This window comes from Citrobacter sp. Cf087, assembly GCF_030334285.1.
Taxonomy (GTDB): domain Bacteria; phylum Pseudomonadota; class Gammaproteobacteria; order Enterobacterales; family Enterobacteriaceae; genus Citrobacter; species Citrobacter freundii.
In genome coordinates this window covers 434,612-450,798 of sequence record NZ_JAOWED010000030.1, presented here as the reverse complement: position 1 = coordinate 450,798, position 16,187 = coordinate 434,612, and the positions used below count along the sequence as shown (strand labels likewise).

The window sequence follows — 16,187 nt, the reverse complement described above, 5'->3', positions numbered from 1 at the left end:
GCCTGGTGCAGCGTGCAAATTGTATGCCTGATGAGCGTAGCGCATCAGGCATAGTGGATTGCGGTTATTGTGTAAAACCGTTTTGCATACAAATCTGCGCGCTGGTTCTCAGAGTAAAGGCGACTTTGTCTGGGTACTGACTGTAATAGTTATGCTCTTCTTCCAGCCCTTTTGCCTGCGCCAGACGTACCGTTTCCAGCGAGCAGGTACGGTAGATCAGGTCTTTATTCATATTGGTCTGCTTCTCGCGCTGTTTATCTGCGGAAAGCGCCAGCCAGTTTTCGGACAGTGAGTAATCGTAGACCACCCGATTTCCTTTCGCCTGTACGTTCTCAATGGTAATAAATTCGTCGATTTTCAGTCTTGGCTGCCCACGCATTTTTTTCTTATCTTCTGCGGCGGCATATTGGGCCAGCGCATGAATATCCATACTGGCTATTTTCTGTTTATAAGCATCTACATAGGCGGTAGGTTGCTGATAATGCTGAGCGTAAGCGTTTCTTAATTCCCCGTCACTCATCGTACAACCTGCCAGAAACAGAGGTAATAGCAGTGCCAGTTTTATTTTAGTCATGATGTTATCCCGTTCATTATTTTGATCCCAGTCGCCCATAACAAAATAGAAAAATTATTACGGATGATATTTAAGGTTGTATAAACGAGAGCACGATGGCACAAGTTCAATTGTCTTAAAATGGCAGGACAGACGGGAAACCCTGCCAGAATTGGCAGGGTTAATGGATGAAGAGGATCAGAATTCCATTTTCACCGTGAACTGCACTTCTCGTGGGTCGCCAATCTGATTACCCAGATTATTGGTGGCAATGGATGAAGTGTAATAGGTCTTATCAAACAGGTTTTTCACATTGAGCTGCAATGTGACCGGATACTGCAGCTTCATTTTATAAGCGGCAAAGGCATCGGCGACAAAATAGCCCGGCAGATAATAGTCTGCGCCATTGGTTGCGGAACGGCGGCTCACCCCATGACCCCCACCGCCAATCGTCAGGGTATTGCCCATAAAGGCATTCTGAATATCGTAGGTGAGGAATAATGAGCCGGTATGCTTCGGTACATTAGGCAGCGGCTTACCTTTGTAATCAGGATCTTCCGTCACTTTCGCGGCGGTATAACCGTAGCTGGCGATGATATTGGTGTTGGTGGTCAACGAACCGGCGACATCCACTTCCACACCTTGTGAACGCACGCGACCCGCAGTTTTCGCCACAGTTTCGCCATTGATCATTTCGTTGTACAGCACATTGCGTTTATCAATATCAAACAGGGCAATATTGGCGGTGATACCGTCAAAGATATCGAATTTTGCCCCCACTTCATAAGCCGTTGAAGTTTCAGGTGGCAATTCGCCAATATAACTGGCGATAGAATATTGCGGCATGAAGGATCGCGACACGTTACCGAACAGCGATACCGACGGCGTCAGTTTGTACACCATACCGAATTTGGGCACCCACTGTTGGTCGGTACTGTCGGTGTTGACGTTGAACGGACGGCCTTTGCCAGCGTATTCGGTGTAGTACTGATAACGCATCCCGGCGACGGCGATCCATTTATCGGTCAGGTACAGCGCGTCCTGCACATACGCAGAATAGCTCTCTTGTTGAATAGTCTGATCGCTATCAGCGGCAGAAACGTTAGTACATTTATCCAACGTACCGTAGACAGGATTATAAATATTGAACCCTTTTACGTTCTTGCAGCGGATCATGTCGGTGCGTAGCAGATCGTAGTTCTCATAAGAGATGCCGGTGAGGATCTCGTTATAAAAGCCAGCGATATCGACGTTGCCCTGTAAATCGGCACGTGTGGCGTGCATGCGCTGGGTGGAGCCTTGAGTGGCATCAACACGGCGGGTAAGATTTCCGCTTGCAGAATCATAAGCCATCACGCGAGTCTGATTATCGCTGTATTTATCCTGACTAAAGCTGTAGTCGAATTTCGCTGTCCATTCGCTGTTGAAACGGTATTCGGCATTCAGCTGCGCCAGATCCGATTCGCCATCGGTGATATTAAACGGCTCATCAAAACGGGTTTTGCGATCCACATTCACCGCGTGTTTGGTGTTGAGATCGAAAATGGTGCCGCGATCGAACGGGGCTTTATAGTCGCGATGTGAATAGAGCACGTTGACGGTGGCCTTGTCGCCAAACCAGGTAAGGGACGGGGAGATGAAGCTGCTCTGATTGGTGCCGAAGTTACGCCAGTAATCCTCATGCTGATATTCGCCAATCAGGCGATAGGCTAACTGCGTGCCTTCAATCGGCCCGGTCACGTCAAACTGCCCTGTGCCGCCGCCAAAGCTGCTGGAGGTTGCTGAAATCGACCCGCCAAACTGCGTTTCCGGACGTTTGGTGACGACATTAATCAGGCCGCCGGGATCGAGAATCCCATACAGGGTTGAGGCCGGGCCTTTCAGCACTTCCACGCGTGAGGTGGCGGCGTTAAAGCTGCGCGGCAACACGGTTTTCAGACCATTGGTCATCACCGAGCCATCACGGTTTGCGCCGAAGCCACGGCGGACAAACGCATCCTGTGTGCCACCTAATGTGTTGGTTTGCACGACGTTACTAACGTTATACAGCGCTTCGTCCAGCGTCGTGACATGCTGATCTTCCAGAACTTTATCGCTGACAGTGTTCACCACTTGTGGGATATCCAACAATGGCATGGATGTCAGCGTCGCGGTGGACGAACTCAGCGGTTGATAACCCGATGTTACGGCCTGATCGGCAGACGATGCATCTGCCCGAACGGTGATGGTATCTTCCCCTTTAGGCGGAGTCGTCTCTTTCTCCGCTGCAAATACCGCAGGTGTTGTTGTCATGCCCAGAAAGAGAGCAGAGCACAATGCCCGTCCTTTCATCCCCGAAAAGTAAGTCGTTAACTCAGCCATTATTTTATTTATTCCGCAAAAGACCCTGCCAAAAATGGGCAGGGAAACAAGTTGATTCAATTCATTGCCCGGCTTGCCAGCCCTGCATTTATCCATCTGTAAGCCAGCGTTACTGGCGTCAGATATGTAATTGAGAATCATTCAATCATGAGTGTTTGTAGTAGTAAACGTAAAATTGAAAAAGAAACTACAAGCGATTTGACGCAATTTAACCGTCGTTTTTTTAAGGGTATTTAATTTTCAATATATTGAAAAAGAATGATTTTTATTGATTTTTCAGCGTTTTTTATTTGTGCTTTAGTTGTTGGCAACAGGTGATGTAACTACAGGGTGTAATTGCTTGACTACTACAGTGCAAGCCAGCAAGATCACAAAGAGAATGAGTTTTATTTTTATTTAGAGAATTACGCATGCAGGCTTTGCCATGCGGCGGCGCAGGAGTGAACATGCCACAGCATGTGGAAAATATCGCCCACAGAACGGGCATTGAACTACAACAGCTTTCTGCGGGTTATCGCCATAACACCATTGTCCACGATATCTGTCTCACTATTCCGCAAGGCAAAATGACGGTACTGGTGGGGGCGAACGGCTCGGGTAAATCAACGTTGTTAAGCACTATCGCCCGTATGTTGAAACCGCACGGCGGCAGCGTATTGCTGGATGGAAAAGCCATTTATCAACAGCCTACCAAAGCGGTTTCACGCCAGCTCGGCATCCTGCCGCAATCCCCATTGGTGCCCGAAGGACTTACCGTTTTCGAACTGGTATCGCGTGGGCGTTTTCCCTGGCAGAACATGCTTTCGCAATGGACGGACGATGACGAACGCGCCGTGGAGCAGGCACTCCAGTTAACCGGAACTGCTGATTTTGCGCATTTTCCGGTAGAGAGCCTTTCCGGTGGGCAACGTCAGCGCTGCTGGATTGCGATGGCGCTGGCACAGCAAACGCCGGTCATCTTGTTGGATGAGCCGACTACGTTTCTCGATCTGCGCTATCAGGTGGAGATCCTCGAACTGTTGCATTCACTGACTCGTCATCATGGCCGTACTGTGGTTGTGGTCCTGCATGACCTGAATTTTGCCGTGAATTACGGGGACATGCTGGTGTTCCTCAAACAGGGGACGTTGCAGGGCGTCGTGCATGATGGCGAAAACTGCACGCCCGAGTTGATTAAGCACGTGTTTGACGTCGACGTGCAGATGTCGGTGAATCCTCTCACCGGCAAACCGTTCTTTATGCCGTTCCGCGCGCTGGGCGGGCAAGAGCAATGACGGTCATGGCAAGCACACTGGCTCGTCGCCGTGGCCGGATTATGCTGGCGTTCCCCGTGTTAACGCTGCTGTTGTTTGTTCTGGCAGTGGTGCATCTGGGTGTGGGCGCACGCACTATCAGCCCGCAGACCGTCGTGCAGGCGCTGTTCCACTTTGACGCGAAAAATTTCGACCACCGGATTATTGTCTCCTTACGTCTGCTGCGTATGACGGCGGCGATGCTGGTCGGCGCGGCGTTAGGTGTTGCGGGGGTTCTGTTGCAGGCGTTGATTCGTAATCCGCTGGGAGAACCGCATATTCTGGGGCTGAATGCCGGTGCGGCGTTTGTCGTTGTGTTGTGCACCGCGCTTGGCGTGACGGGGGTAAGCCAGCCATTGCTGGCGGCAGGCGGTGCTGCGGCACTCTTTTCGTTGGTGATGGCGCTTGCATCTGCCGGGCGCGGTGGCTTAACGCCGCTGAAGGTCACGCTGTGCGGCGTGGCGCTGTCGGCCATGGTGTCATCGCTTACTGCGGCCATCCTGATTCTGGATGAACAAACCCTGTTGGCAATGCGCACCTGGCTGGTGGGTGATCTCGCGGGTCTGCGTTGGGAAAGTGTCAAAAGTGCCGTTCCCCCGTCGCTTGCCGGTATGGTGCTGGCGATCGCTATCGCGCCGGGCCTGAATATTCTGGCTCTCGGCGACCGTATGGCCTGTGGGTTAGGGGTGAACATTCTGCGCATACGCTTGCTGGCGATGATCGCCATTGCGCTGTTGTGCGGTGCGGCAGTTTCTGTCGTGGGGCCGCTGGGATTTATCGGCCTGTTAGTGCCTAACGTTACCCGCCGTCTGGTAACAAAAGATATTCGTCAGATGCTACCGACGTCGGCATTGCTGGGCGCGGCGCTGCTGCTGCTGGCGGATATTGCCGCCCGCACGGTGCTGGCTCCGCAGGAGCTGGCTACAGGGATCATGACCGCCCTGGTGGGCGCACCGGCGTTTATTTTCATTGCGTCGAGGTTTTTGAAATGAACGATATGCTGCAACGTGCAGGGCTTCGTGCATGGCGGGTGGGTGGATTTTCTCGTGTCATTCGTCCCAAAACCGTGCTGTACAGCCTCAGCCTGACGGTGCTGGCAATCGCATTACTGCTGTTTGGCGTGATGCAGGGGTCGCTCCCGGTTCCGGCTTCCGCTATCGGACGGGCGGTGTTTGACCCTCAGGCGTTGACGGCTCAGCAACAGTATGTCGTTTGGGATGTACGACTGCCTCGACTGCTGATGGCGCTTCTGTGCGGGGCGATGCTCGGATTGGCAGGGGCGGCGATGCAATCTATCACCCGCAACGGGTTGGCCGATCCTGGGCTCATCGGTGTCAAAGAAGGGAGTTGCGTGGTGGTACTGGCCCTGGTGCTGCTTTTCCCGTCAGCAAGTCTGGTTTGGCGGCCCCTGACGGGAATGGCCGGCGGCGCACTGGTCGCCACACTGGTGATGCTGCTGGCCCGTGATTTCTCCCGGCCTCGCTTTGTGTTGATAGGCATTGGCGTGTCGTGGTTCTTTGCCGCGGGAATGGGCGTATTTATGACCACCGCCGATGTCCGTGACGTACAGACTGCACTGGTCTGGCTGGCGGGGAGCCTTCATGCCGCCACCTGGCCACTGCTGCTGGTGGCACTGGTCTGGACGTTGCCTGCGGCCATCATCTTATTTGCCACGGCGCGCGCTTCGGATGTGGCGCTACTTGGCAATGCGACGGCAACGGGGCTAGGAGTCCATTTACCCCGACTGGCGTTGTTGCGTTTTCTCGCGCCGGTTGTACTCACCGCCGCCAGTGTTGCCTGCGTGGGCAGCCTCGGTTTTGTCGGGTTGATGGCGCCACACATGGCACGATTCTGGCTGCGTGGCGGACAAACAGCGCTGCTGTGGGGAAGTGCGTTGATCGGTGCGTTGCTGGTGCTGGTCACCGATACCGTGGGTCGTCTGGCGTTTGCACCACTGCAAATCCCCGCCGGGATCGTCATTGCCCTGGTCGGTGGACCGTTCTTTTTGCTGTTGCTCTGGCGTCGCCGGGATCGTTTGTAATTGTTAAGAGGGTATATGCGTTTAATCTTTTCATTGCTGCTGCTGGTCGGCTGCACCGTCCAGGCGGCAGTGCCTGTTCAGTCATTTACTGACGATCTCGGGCGAGTGGTGAACGTGCCGCTGCATCCGCAGCGTATTGTGTCATTGCACGATCTCGACATCACTATTCCGCTGATCGAACTTGGCGTGCCTCCGGTGGCCAGTCATGGCCGAACGCGCCCGGATGGCAGCCATTTTTTACGCTCCGGCGTGCTGCTGACCGGCGTGGATTTTGATAATTCGAACATGACGTATATCGGTACGGCAGACATTGATATTGAAGCCATTGTGGCGGCAAAACCGGATTTAATTATCACCGAACCCAGCCGTAACACGCCGATTGAGCAACTGGAAAAAATAGCGCCGACGGTCAGCATCGATCATCTTGATGGCGGTGCGCCGGAAATCTACCGCAAGCTGGCGCAGCTTACCGGTACGCAGAACCGGCTGGCATTGCTGGAACGGCGCTACCGTGAAGAAATAGCCCAGCTCAAGCGGACGGTCGATACGCAGCACATCTCTGTGGCGGTAATACAGGCCAATCAGGGCAAAATCAATGCGTTGCACACCTATCATTCCCTGGGGCGAGTTTTACGCGATGCTGGTTTCACTTTCCCGAAGATTATCGACAGTATTCCGCCGGGTGGGCGCATTGATGTCAGTGCGGAACGTCTGCCTGAACTGGATGCCGATTTTGTCTTCGCGACCTGGCGTGGCGATACCGGCGGTAAACCGCAGGATGAAATCGCGGCGATGGATGCGGTGATGCCTGGCTGGTGTGAGTTCCTGACCGCCTGCCAGCGCGGACATTACGTTTTACTCTCCCGTGAAGAGGCGATATCTAATTCCTATGCCTCGCTCAGTCTGATGGTGGCGCAGGTGCAAACGCACATCGCCGGACGATGGCTACCGGAGGCTAAATAACCATGCTGACGGCGAAAAAAGCCAAAAACCGTATTGATGTCTATGGTGACCGTTTTCGCGCCCGGGCGCATTTACTCTCGCCACGTATGCAGGCCGTGGCGCGTTATATCAACGAAAACCGCGAAGTGGTGCTGGAGTTTACAGCGATAGAAATCGCTGCCGCCACGCAAACATCTGACGCGACGGTGGTCAGGGCAATTCAGGCGCTGGGGTTTGCCGGGTTGCGCGATTTAAAGCAGACCATTGAACACTGGTTTGGCCCTGGCGTGACCTCAGAAGAGAAGATGACCACCACGGTGAATACGCTCTCTTGCGATGTTAATTCCAGTATTGATTTTGTCTTGCAGGGGCATCAGCGTACCTGCGAAGCGCTTTCTACACCGCAAAACCGCTATGCAATTGCCCAGGCGGTGGCATTACTGGTAGAAGCCCGTCAGGTGGGAATTTTTGGTATCGGCGCATCCGGCGTATTGGCGGATTATACCGTTCGTCTGCTCAGCCGTATTGGCCTGCCTGCGGTAGCATTTAATCGCACTGGGATTAACCTCGCGGAGCAACTGATCGCATTGCAGCGTGGAGATGTGCTGATCATGATGGCGCAGAAATCTCCGCATCGTGAAGGGCTGACGACCATTCGCGAGGCCAGGCGGTTGGGTGTCCCGGTTATTTTACTGACGAACGCGCTGGACTCCCGTTTTAGTAAAGAAGCGGATGTGGTGATTAACGTGCCGCGCGGCGGCGAGAATGGGAAAATGCCGCTCCACGGTACGGTGTTGGTGTGTCTGGAAATGATTGTGCTGTCTGTCGCTTCCACTGCGCCGCAGCGATCAATTAAATCCGTGAAGCGGATTAACGAACTGTATCGGGGCATTGGTAAATCCGGGGCGAAGAAATAAACCGGTGATATCCGCTTTGTAGGCTGGGTAGGGTGTCGTCGCCACCCGGCATAAATGCAGACAGTTCAAACCATTAATGGCCGATCATTCTGGCCTTCGGGATCAGCTGGAAATACATATGATCCGGCACCGGCGTCTGCCAGACGTTGGCGTACACCGCATAACCTACGGCGGCAAACAGAATACCGAGCAGCAGTAGCGTCATTGTCCACCCTGATAACCTACCTTGTCGCCACCATGGTGTCGGCGCTGCGCTATGCCCTGATTGTGCTCCAGGCGGAGTCTGCAGTGAAAAGCTCAGCGTTGAGGCTACCGGGCAGGATTCAACGCAGGTCATGCAGCCAGTGCATTCCACGGTACGCACCTGAATCAGTCTGTCGACAGGGATATTCGACGGGCAGTTTTTCGCGCATTTTCCGCAGTCGATGCAACTGTCTGCGTTACGGCGGATTTTAAACGGCGAGAATAGCGAGAACAGGCCGAGCAGCGCGCCATAAGGGCACAGATAACGGCACCAGGCATTGCGAATAAACAGGCTCAGGACGCTGATAACGACAACAAAGATGAGCGTAGCGGGGCCAATATGGCGAAAGAAATCGAGCATCTTCACGTCGATAATCATGCCATAGGCCGACATTAGAAAATACTGAATCCCCTGTGCAGGCATCGACAGGGCGATATACAAAAAGAAACTCAGCAACAGATACTTCAGACTGAGCAGCGGGATATCCAGCCAGCGCGGCAGCGTGAAGTTGCGACCAAAGACTTTTTTCCCCAGATTGCCGAGCAGTTCGGACAGTGTGCCCACTGGACATAACCACGAACAGAAGGCTTTTTTTAACAACAGACTAATCAGGATAAACGCAACTAACAGCAGCATGGAGGCGGCATGGATAGGAGGAAGAAAACCAGTCTCCAGCGTATAGCGGATATTCATCAAGCCCGCGATCGGTAGCCATCCCTCAATACCACCAGGCCTTGGAATATAGACGCTGGTGCCGGCGGTTTCGAAATAGCGGACCCAGTAATAGAACGTTACGCCAATATAAATATTAATAGCCAGCAGGAGAAACTGGGTGGCTTTTCGCCAACTGCTGGCATTTCGCCAGTCATTCCACGGCAGTTTGCCTCCGATCGTGCCAGGACGGCGCTGCCAGCGCGTTCTCTTCTTCCCATTCATGATTTTATACTATCCCTCATATTTCCCCTTCTGCATTCAGAAGGCGTTATCACCGGGATATGCTAGCGCTATTTAGATTTGGTGTATTTGATTTGCATCTTATTACGTGGCTGTTATTTTCATCATGCAAATATGCCTGAATCAAAATAACAGCTCGATATTTATCGCAAGCCAGATAAATACCCTGAACGGGGTATTTATTTCTCTGCAGGGCAATGGTTATTCCTGATAAACCTCAACGCGGTCGCGACCATTACTTTTTGCCAGATAAAGTGCGCGATCGGCTTTATCAACCAGCTGTTTGTAGTCGGGATGATAATCATATTCGGCAATACCGATACTGACGGTAATAGAAAACGTTTCTGTCGCAGAGGCTGCCATGCGCATCTCAGCAATTTTCATGCGCAGCGTTTCCAGAATAATACTGGCCTGCGATTCATCTGACTCGACGAGCAGAATCATAAATTCTTCACCACCGTAGCGGAACACGTAATCGCTGCTACGGATATGTTCATAAATGACCGCTGCGACATTTTTGAGCGTCAGATCGCCGATATTATGCCCGAAGTTATCGTTAATTTGCTTGAAGTAGTCGATATCCAGCATCGCCAGGCTAAAAGGCTTACGCGCATGTAACGCCAGCGAGATTTCACGTCGCATGATGGTCGGAATAAAGCGGCGATTAAGCAACTGGGTCAGCGAATCTTTACCATTTTCCTGCTTAACCAGCGCCTCAAACATTGAAGCGAGCAGGAAATGGATTTTTGCCGACAGCTGGCGAACATCCTGTAATAAGCTCATCCGCTCGGGTTCTGTGGGCTGATGCTGAGGTGACAGGGTTGTCGTCAGACGGGTGTCGATCTCTGCAATCAGTGATTCCATTTCTTTGAGCAAATTGCTGTTGCCAAGAATATGTTTTCCCTTATGCGAGAACCACATACCAAAATCAGAGTTCGCCAGAAACACCATTTCACCGAAAGGCATTCCGGTGGCAATGTTATAGATAAACTGGTTTTCCCAGTCGGTAAACGAACGGATTTGCCGTTCGCGCTCGACGTTAACGTCATCGTAAATAGTCTGCAGACGATACTGCTCTTGTGTATGCAGGGAGTTTTGGTAGCTTGGGGAATAGGAGACGGTCATGGCCTCCAGCGCAGTATCCATTGCCAGACTGCTGAAACAGATAGCATTGCTCAGCAGGGAAGACGAGTCGTCAGCTTTGGTTTTCAACACCCGATACAGCTCATCTTTGAGCTTACGCGCGCCGCGGTTCACCAGATCGATGGGCAGACCGATACGGGCATGCACTACGCCAATTTTGCGTTGTTTGGCCAGCAGCTGTGAGAGATCTTCGTGCGCGCTGCCGAGCACGCTGCGTAACCAGTCAAACATACTGCCGCTGAGGCGGGTACTGACCTGTTCTGTATTGAGGAACAATGCACTCTGGGCATGTGAGAGCATATAGTCATAAAAAACGGTCACTAAATGGTGGATCTCTTCATCGCTTAACGATGTGAGGAGCGTGTGAACGTCAGGCGATGTTTGTCGTATCAGCGCCTGCCATTCTGTAAGGAGTAATGTGTCGTTTACCGGTTCAATCTGTTCCATCTCGCTGCCACTCAACATGCGATTAAAAATTCAGGCAGTATTACGGACAATTACCTCACGATGGTCAAGTTAAACTCTTTTATCGATGGCTAATACCCTCATAAATAAGCCTGAGCGCGAAGACACCTATTATTGCGCCAATGATTCGGCTGGCAACGCATTGGATGCGACCATACGCCCGTCGCACTGCAGGCAAAGAAAATGCCTGGCTGAGAAAAATACGCCAGATAACGGAAGACAACACAATACCTGCCCAGGCCATCAGTCTGGCCCACGTAGGTGTGTCTGCGCTTAAGGTGACCGAGAAGATACTAATAAAAAACAGTACGGTTTGCGGGTTCGATAAATCCGTTAGTAATCCTCGGCGGAAAAATACATACCAGGGGGCGGAAATCGGCTGCTGTAGCGTGGGCATTTGCGGTGTGGCCTGATGGCGGATGCTGTTCCAGGCAAACCACAGCAGATAGACGCCGCCGACAATCTTAATCAATGAAAATATCTCTTCACACTGGGTGATTAGCGTTGCCATACCAAAAAGCCCAAGGCCGGAGTAAAACGCATCACCTAAGGCGACCCCCAGACCGGTCATCACACCTGCGCGTCGTCCGGATGCCAGGCTAGTTTGTACCACTACGAACAGATTTGCGCCGGGGTTAAAAAAGGTTAAAACAAACAGGCTGACGGTGAGCATGACGGCGTGTAGCGGTTCCATAGACAACCATTCCTCAAATATTCATAAAGTTAACACTATAATTTCAGCGAGCTGGCTGTTCTGAGGATCAACTCACACTGGCTATTGAAACTTTGATCTGGTTGATGTGCTGATACTCGACGGCCGGTTTTTTCTGCGCTGCAAAATTCCTATATATTTCTGCTGAGTGTGGATTTTTTATCCAGGCTGGACTAGTTATTAATCATCCTTGAATCGCGTTATCTCATGTTCAGGGATCGATGATGGCGTCATAACAAAACCTGGAGCTGGTCTATGAAAACTGGAATTAAAGTACTTATTGGTGCGTTAGCTTTTGTCGTGACCAACGCATATGCCGCGGAGTTTATGACAAAGCTTGAGTTTGAAAAGGTTGAGTCGCAGTACACAAAAATCGGTGATATCTCAACGAGCAATGAAGTTTCTGTCGCAGATGCCAAAGAAGAACTGCTGAAGAAAGCCGAAGAGAAAGGTGCCGATGTTGTGGTATTAACTTCCGGTCAAACGGATAATAAAATCCATGGCACAGCCAATATCTACAAGAAAAAATAATACGCTGCTGTAAAAATCACGATTCCCGTCGGTCATTGTACCGGCGGGTTTTCTTTTAATCTGCGCCAGAACGTGGTTCTGCTAATTCCGAGATAGCGTGCCGCCGCGGTTTTATCACCATTGAATTGTGCCAACACCTGCTGCGGCGTCAGCAATGACGATGATTGTGGTGAGTTTGCAACAATGGCCAGTTCTGGTAATAGCTGTTGTAAAAAATCCACATTCAGCTCCGGCTGCGGCTCGACGCTTAAAAATAGCGCCAGGCGCTCCATCATATTACGCAGTTCGCGGATATTCCCCGGCCAGCCATAATTCAGTAACGTCGGCTGACTTAAACTCAGCCCCTTGCGTACTGGCTCAGAAAACGGCACATCCAGTTCTGCCAGCGACTGTTTTAAAAAACCTTCCGCCAGCGGCAGGATATCGGGCAACCGCTCGCGTAGCGGCGGCAGCTTGAGGCGTAAAATGCTCAGGCGATAAAACAGATCGGTACGAAACTCCCCCTGTTTCATCTCCTGCTCCAGATTACAGTGTGTGGCGCTAATCACCCGGACATCGACCGGAATAGGCTGATGCCCACCGACTCGGGTGACCTCTTTTTCTTCCAGTACGCGCAGCAGCCGGGTTTGTAACGGCAGCGGCATCTCGCCTATCTCATCAAGAAAAAGGGTTCCGCCATGAGCAATTTCAAACAGGCCCGCGCGTCCTCCCCGACGAGAGCCGGTAAAGGCGCCATCTTCATAGCCGAACAGCTCCGCTTCCAGCAATGATTCGGTGATTGCTCCGCAGTTGACGGCAACAAACGGCGGCGAGGGTTTACCGCGCCGATTCTCCTGACGAGTGAAAAACTCACGGTGAATGGCCTGTGCCGCCAGCTCTTTGCCCGTACCGGTTTCACCCTGAATTAGCACCGGTGCACGCGAGCGGGCGTAGAGCATAATGGTGTGTCGCACCTGTTCCATCTGCGCAGAGTGACCGCGCATATCACCGAGCGCGTAGCGGGTGCGTAACGTATCGCCAGAAGCGTACTGACCGTTTCTACGCAGCGTCAGGCGGGTCATATCAAGCGCATCGACAAAGGCCTGGCGCACGGTGGCCGCCGAATAGATAAAGATGCCGGTCATACCTGCTTCTTCTGCCAGATCGGTAATCAATCCCGCACCAACTACCGCCTGCGTGCCGCCAGCCTTCAGCTCGTTGATTTGCCCGCGGGCATCTTCCTCGGTGATATAGCTGCGCTGTTCAAGCTGCAAATTAAAGGTTTTTTGAAAGGCGAGAAGCGCAGGAATGGTTTCCTGATAGGTAATGACGCCAATCGACGAGGTGAGCTTTCCTGCTTTTGCCAGCGCCTGTAGCACGTCAAATCCGCTGGGTTTAATCAGGATCACCGGGATCGATAAACGGCTTTTCAGATACGCCCCGTTGGAGCCCGCCGCAATAATGGCATCACAACGCTCGGTAGCCAGTTTTTTGCGGATATACGCCACCGCTTTTTCGAAACCAAGCTGAATGGGGGTGATGGTCGCCAGGTGGTCGAACTCCAGGCTGATGTCGCGAAACAGTTCGAACAGACGCGTGACCGAAACCGTCCAGATAACCGGTTTGTCGTCGTTCACCCGCGGTGGAAGATGCGTATCAGCCATAACCAACCCAAAAAGTAAGGAACTGAGTATTAGGGTTTAGTTGTGTTTCATAAATGTTGCAATGAAACGTGAAGGAACGTTTCATGAAACGATAGCTGACACGCTTTTGTGCATCAAAGATACAGTAATTTATATTAAAGTATTGTTTTTTAAGGGAGATCTATAAATTAATTAAAAATTAAGGTCTTTGGCATACCCCTTGCTTTAAGTAAATCAACGAATGCTAACAAGTTGATAACAAGAGGACGGGATATGTCTCTACACTCCCCAGGGCTGGCGTTTCGCGCCGCGCTCAGCAAAGAAAATCCATTACAAATCGTGGGCACCATCAACGCCAATCACGCTCTGCTGGCCCAACGTGCCGGGTATCAGGCGATTTATCTCTCCGGCGGCGGCGTCGCTGCGGGGTCACTGGGGCTGCCGGATCTCGGTATTTCTACCCTTGATGATGTGCTGACTGATATTCGTCGCATTACGGATGTTTGCCCGCTGCCCTTGCTGGTGGATGCGGATATCGGGTTTGGATCGTCAGCCTTCAACGTGGCGCGTACCGTGAAGTCGATTTCCAAAGCGGGTGCTGCAGCGCTGCATATTGAAGATCAGATCGGCGCTAAGCGCTGCGGCCATCGCCCGAACAAAGCGATCGTCTCTAAAGAAGAGATGGTCGACAGGATCCGCGCCGCGGTGGATGCACGTACCGATCCCAACTTTGTCATCATGGCGCGGACCGATGCGCTGGCGGTGGAAGGGTTAGAGGCAGCCATCGATCGTGCCCAGGCGTACGTCGAAGCAGGCGCGGACATGCTGTTTCCGGAAGCCATCACCGAGCTTGCGATGTACCGCCAGTTTGCCGACGCGGTGCAGGTGCCGATCCTCGCCAACATTACCGAATTTGGCGCTACGCCGCTGTTCACCACCGATGAACTGCGCAGCGCAAACGTCGCGATGGCGCTGTATCCGCTGTCGGCTTTCCGCGCTATGAACCGCGCTGCGGAAAAGGTTTACAACGTGCTGCGTCAGGAAGGAACGCAAAAGAGCGTGATCGACATTATGCAGACGCGTAACGAGCTGTACGAAAGCATCAATTATTACCAGTTCGAAGAGAAACTCGACGCGCTGTATAGCAAAAAGTAACCGTCGTAGGCCGGATAAGGCACAGCCGCCATCCGGCAATAAATTTGTACCCTACATATTATAAAAATGACGAGGACAACATGAGCGACACAACGATCCTGCAAAATAGTACCCATGTCATTAAACCTAAAAAATCGGTTGCGCTGTCAGGCGTTGCCGCCGGAAATACCGCGCTGTGTACCGTAGGCAAAAGCGGTAACGACCTGCACTATCGTGGCTACGATATTCTCGACCTGGCGCAGCAGTGCGAATTTGAAGAAGTCGCGCATCTGCTGATCCACGGGAAATTACCCACCCGCGATGAACTCACCGCCTATAAAAGCAAACTCAAAGCGCTGCGCGGACTGCCTGCTAACGTACGCACCATGCTGGAAGCGCTGCCTGCTGCCTCGCATCCGATGGATGTGATGCGCACCGGCGTCTCCGCGCTGGGCTGTACGCTGCCGGAAAAAGAAGGTCATACCGTCTCCGGCGCGCGCGATATTGCCGACAAGCTACTGGCATCGCTCAGTTCAATCCTTTTGTACTGGTATCACTACAGCCATAACGGCGAGCGTATTCAGCCGGAAACTGACGATGATTCCATTGGCGGTCACTTCCTGCACCTGCTGCATGGCGAAAAGCCTTCGCGAAGCTGGGAAAAAGCGATGCATATTTCGCTGGTGCTGTACGCCGAGCACGAATTTAACGCCTCCACCTTTACCAGCCGCGTGATTGCCGGGACCGGCTCCGATATGTATTCCGCGATTATCGGCGCGATTGGCGCACTGCGTGGACCGAAACACGGCGGGGCGAATGAAGTGTCGCTGGAGATCCAACAGCGCTACGAAACGCCGGACGAAGCCGAAGCGGATATCCGTAAACGCGTGGAAAACAAAGAAGTGGTGATTGGCTTTGGTCATCCGGTTTACACCATCGCCGACCCGCGCCATCAGGTGATCAAGCGCGTGGCGAAACAGCTTTCTCAGGAAGGTGGTTCGCTGAAAATGTACAACATCGCTGACCGTCTGGAAGACGTAATGTGGGAAACAAAAAAGATGTTCCCCAACCTCGACTGGTTCTCGGCGGTCTCTTACAACATGATGGGCGTTCCCACCGAAATGTTCACCCCGCTGTTTGTTATCGCCCGCGTCACCGGCTGGGCGGCGCACATCATCGAACAGCGCCAGGACAATAAAATTATCCGTCCTTCCGCCAACTATACCGGCCCGGAAGATCGCGAATTTGTCCCGATTGAAAAACGTTGCTAATTCAA

The 16,187-nt window shown here is 52.4% G+C and carries 14 protein-coding genes; 8 read left to right on the top strand and 6 right to left on the bottom strand.

Annotated elements, in window-relative coordinates; all coding sequences use genetic code 11:
- Positions 1-64 precede the first annotated feature (64 nt).
- Complete coding sequence (locus OGV57_RS15970; protein ID WP_003021281.1) at positions 65-574, bottom strand: hypothetical protein; 510 nt, start codon at positions 572-574, stop codon at positions 65-67.
- A gap of 177 nt (positions 575-751) precedes the next feature.
- Positions 752-2,914: a TonB-dependent siderophore receptor gene (locus tag OGV57_RS15965; protein ID WP_054528122.1), complete on the bottom strand. Its 2,163-nt coding sequence runs from the start codon at positions 2,912-2,914 to the stop codon at positions 752-754.
- 446 nt (positions 2,915-3,360) lie between these two features.
- Here OGV57_RS15965 and OGV57_RS15960 point away from each other — a divergent pair, with 446 nt between their 5' ends.
- From OGV57_RS15960 to OGV57_RS15940, 5 genes are read left to right on the top strand one after another with little or no spacing between them, the layout of a single operon-like run.
- Positions 3,361-4,188: an ABC transporter ATP-binding protein gene (locus OGV57_RS15960; RefSeq protein ID WP_046669788.1), complete on the top strand. Its 828-nt coding sequence runs from the start codon at positions 3,361-3,363 to the stop codon at positions 4,186-4,188.
- A complete protein-coding gene (locus OGV57_RS15955) occupies positions 4,185-5,198 on the top strand; it encodes a FecCD family ABC transporter permease (protein ID WP_054528123.1) in 1,014 nt (337 codons plus the stop codon). The genes OGV57_RS15960 and OGV57_RS15955 overlap by 4 nt, the downstream gene beginning before the upstream one ends.
- On the top strand, positions 5,195-6,247 hold the full coding sequence (locus tag OGV57_RS15950; protein ID WP_054528124.1) for a FecCD family ABC transporter permease: 1,053 nt from the start codon (positions 5,195-5,197) through the stop codon (positions 6,245-6,247). Before OGV57_RS15955 ends, OGV57_RS15950 begins: the two co-directional genes overlap by 4 nt.
- A gap of 15 nt (positions 6,248-6,262) precedes the next feature.
- On the top strand, positions 6,263-7,210 hold the full coding sequence (locus OGV57_RS15945; RefSeq protein WP_048233129.1) for an ABC transporter substrate-binding protein: 948 nt from the start codon (positions 6,263-6,265) through the stop codon (positions 7,208-7,210).
- Between the two features lie 2 nt (positions 7,211-7,212).
- Entirely contained in the window at positions 7,213-8,106 is an 894-nt protein-coding gene (locus tag OGV57_RS15940) for a MurR/RpiR family transcriptional regulator (RefSeq protein WP_003021298.1), read from the top strand.
- Positions 8,107-8,179: 73 nt separating this feature from the next.
- Here OGV57_RS15940 and OGV57_RS15935 read toward each other — a convergent pair whose 3' ends face one another.
- The 3 genes from OGV57_RS15935 to OGV57_RS15925 form a co-directional block, all read right to left on the bottom strand.
- Entirely contained in the window at positions 8,180-9,286 is a 1,107-nt protein-coding gene (locus OGV57_RS15935; protein ID WP_048233130.1) for a 4Fe-4S binding protein, read from the bottom strand.
- Positions 9,287-9,505: 219 nt separating this feature from the next.
- On the bottom strand, positions 9,506-10,894 hold the full coding sequence (locus tag OGV57_RS15930) for a diguanylate cyclase (protein ID WP_003847680.1): 1,389 nt from the start codon (positions 10,892-10,894) through the stop codon (positions 9,506-9,508).
- Positions 10,895-10,973: 79 nt separating this feature from the next.
- Positions 10,974-11,606: a LysE family transporter gene (locus OGV57_RS15925; RefSeq protein ID WP_003838673.1), complete on the bottom strand. Its 633-nt coding sequence runs from the start codon at positions 11,604-11,606 to the stop codon at positions 10,974-10,976.
- Between the two features lie 273 nt (positions 11,607-11,879).
- On the opposite strand from OGV57_RS15925, the gene yahO reads away from it, so the two are divergent.
- Positions 11,880-12,155 (top strand): DUF1471 family periplasmic protein YahO, encoded by a 276-nt coding sequence (gene yahO, locus OGV57_RS15920; protein ID WP_003021310.1) that lies wholly within the window; start codon positions 11,880-11,882, stop codon positions 12,153-12,155.
- Positions 12,156-12,187: 32 nt separating this feature from the next.
- Here yahO and prpR read toward each other — a convergent pair whose 3' ends face one another.
- A complete protein-coding gene (prpR, locus tag OGV57_RS15915; RefSeq protein WP_048219553.1) occupies positions 12,188-13,798 on the bottom strand; it encodes a propionate catabolism operon regulatory protein PrpR in 1,611 nt (536 codons plus the stop codon).
- 252 nt (positions 13,799-14,050) lie between these two features.
- Here prpR and prpB point away from each other — a divergent pair, with 252 nt between their 5' ends.
- Positions 14,051-14,932, top strand: a complete 882-nt coding sequence (gene prpB, locus OGV57_RS15910) for a methylisocitrate lyase (protein WP_003021316.1) — start codon at positions 14,051-14,053, stop codon at positions 14,930-14,932.
- A gap of 80 nt (positions 14,933-15,012) precedes the next feature.
- Complete coding sequence (prpC, locus tag OGV57_RS15905) at positions 15,013-16,182, top strand: bifunctional 2-methylcitrate synthase/citrate synthase (RefSeq protein ID WP_054528125.1); 1,170 nt, start codon at positions 15,013-15,015, stop codon at positions 16,180-16,182.
- The last annotated feature ends 5 nt before the right edge of the window (positions 16,183-16,187 follow it).